Origin of the sequence: Fretibacterium fastidiosum, from assembly GCF_000210715.1 — a bacterium.
Taxonomy (GTDB): domain Bacteria; phylum Synergistota; class Synergistia; order Synergistales; family Aminobacteriaceae; genus Fretibacterium; species Fretibacterium fastidiosum.
Genome location: NC_021038.1, coordinates 377,813 through 380,309 on the forward strand (window position 1 = coordinate 377,813; position 2,497 = coordinate 380,309).

The window sequence follows — 2,497 nt, forward strand, 5'->3', positions numbered from 1 at the left end:
GATAGACGGCGGAGACCGAAGGGGTCCTCGTCAGGGGGTGAATTCGGAACGGCCGCCACAGGACCGCCTCCTCGTCCTCCGAGACGGCTTCGGCGCCGTCAGGGAAGTCGTCGATCGTCGAGATTTCTCCCGCTTCCCGAAGGGCGTACTCCGCGAGGGGCCTTCCGTCTGCAAGGGCCTCGGCCGGCAGGCGGAGCCCCAGGCTGCCGACCACGTCGTAGGACGCGAGGTAGCGGGCCGGAAGGGACTTGCAGGCGAGGGCGTCGCCGGCGGCTCCGCATCGCCCCGCCTCGAGCGCCGCCTTTTTGAGCAGGACACCCGTCCTCAGCGTCTCCATCTGGATGGAGTTCATGAGGGTCGCGATCTCGGAGCGGACCTCCTCGCGCAGCTTGTCCGGGGCGAAGCGCAGGACCGCGCGGTAGCCCAGGACCCCCGCCGCAGCTGCAAGACAGAGAAGACAAAGGACCCTGCGGACGAAAAAGGCGCGTTTCCCCATCGGTGCGAATCTCCTTCCCCCGTGCCTGACGGGTACAAAACTTCCCTAATTCTACACCCTTTTCGCCCGTTTGATGTGCGGACGCCGGGCGTTGTGTTGTATTATAATGAAATCCCGTCGTCCCCCTTGCGACGGACGCAGAGGGAGGTGTTTGCGCGTGGTCCTGTTTCGTTCTCGTGGTGGCCTGGCTATAGCGGCCTTTTGTGCTGCGGCGGCTCTGGCCTTGGGCTTCCTGTGCTGGCGGAGTGCCGGACGTGACCCCATCGTGCTCACGATATGGCACAACCCCACGGGGCACGTGGAGGACGCGCTGACCGTGGCCGTGGACCGCTTCAACCGATCGACGGGACGGAAGCACGACGTCGCCATCCTCGTCACGAACATCGCCAAGGCTGAGATCATCCACGAGAACCTGACGTCCATCGCCGAGGACGCGCCGGGCGCTCCGGAGCCCCCGGATATCGTCGTGGCCTACCCAAAGTCCGTCCTTCCCCTGATCGAAAAGGGACGGGTGGTCCCCTTTGACGACTACTTCTCCCAGGAGGAGCTGGCCCGATACGTCCCCTCCTTCATCGAGGCGGGGCGCATCCACGACGGAAAGCTCTACTCCTTCCCCATAGGCCGCGGGTCGGAGGGCCTGATCCTGAACCGCACGCTCTGGGACCGCTTCGCGCAGGACACGGGTGCGCAGCTGTCCGAGCTGGGGACCCTCGAAGGGCTGCTTCGCACCGCCGAGCGCTACTACCGCTGGACGGACGACAGGACGCCGAACGTCCAGCGCGACGGGGCGATGTTCTTCATGGTGGACAACCCCTTCAACCTGCTTCAGGCCGCCTTCGCCCAGATGGGGGAGGACCCTTTTGTGGACGACGGGCTCAACGTCGCGTCGCCGACCTACCGTCGCGTCTTCCAGCTGCTCTTTGAGCCGAGGGTGCGGGGCTACGCGGCCATCTACAAGGGCTACGGAACGGACCTGGCCAAGACGGGGCTGCTCCTGTGCTGGACCAGCGCTACGGCGGGCATCACCTTCGTGCCCAACCGGGTGATCTACCGGGACAACACCTCGGAGCCCGTGAGCTTCGACATCCTGCCCTTCCCCGTGCTGGAGGGGGGGCGGAAGGCCGCCATCCTCCGATCCGGAGGGTTCACGCTCCTGCGCAGCACGCCCGATCGGGAGGCCGCGGCCGTCCTGTTCCTGAAGTGGCTGACGTCCCCGGACGAGAACCTCCGCTACGTCTACGGCACGGGCTACCTCCCCGTGACGCGACAGGCGGCGGAGCGGGCCGAGGCGGAGTGGAGCGAGGGCGCCTGCGGGATCTGGAAGAGCTACATCGAGACGATCGGGGTCATGCAGCACGAGTACGCCTTCGTCCCCCAGAGCCCCCTGCCGAACTACGGGGAGCTCGAGATCCGCTACGAGCGGGCCCTGTGGGACGTCGCGTCGGAGTCCCGTCAGCGCTATCGGGACGCCCTGGACGCGGGGATGAGCGAGGAGGACGCCTGGAGCATGGCGTCTGCGGGTGCCTATGAGCAGTTCCTCGACCGGACCCGGTGACGCCCTCGGGCGCGCGCTGCGGCTGAAGCTCTACGCCTTCTTTGCTGCGATCGCGTTGACGGTAGCCGCCGTCGTCTTTATGGCCCTCCTCCTGACGGGAGGCGTCAGCCTGAGGGACCGGCGGGGACGCTTGGCCTTCGACAACGAGCTGAACCGCCTGGCCGCCGGAACGGAGCGCCGGCTGGGGGAGCTCTCGGCCATGGCCCTGCAGCTCAGTCGGATGATCTCGCGGGGCGCGGAGCAGTTCCTGTCCGCGCGGGACCTCTCTCCGGACGGGCTGATGCGCCGGCCGGAGCTGCTGGAACCGCTTCTGGCGTCGCAGTTCGACCTCCTGATGCTCTCGCTGCAGCGCTCCCGCGCCACGGGGGCCTTCGTGATCCTGAACGCCACGGCCAGCCTGCGCCTTCAGGAGGCCGTGACCTCCCGATCGGGGCTCTACCTCGTCG

3 protein-coding genes are annotated in these 2,497 nt (G+C 67.3%); 2 read left to right on the plus strand and 1 reads right to left on the minus strand.

What is annotated here, in order from left to right:
• A partial coding sequence (locus tag SY1_RS01670; protein WP_208872562.1) for a hypothetical protein occupies positions 1-496 on the minus strand: 496 nt, incomplete at its 3' end.
• 157 nt (positions 497-653) lie between these two features.
• On the opposite strand from SY1_RS01670, the gene SY1_RS01675 reads away from it, so the two are divergent.
• Complete coding sequence (locus SY1_RS01675; RefSeq protein WP_208872563.1) at positions 654-2,051, plus strand: extracellular solute-binding protein; 1,398 nt, start codon at positions 654-656, stop codon at positions 2,049-2,051.
• The coding region (locus tag SY1_RS01680; RefSeq protein WP_208872564.1) for a hypothetical protein at positions 2,023-2,497 on the plus strand (475 nt) is incomplete at its 3' end. The genes SY1_RS01675 and SY1_RS01680, both read left to right, overlap by 29 nt.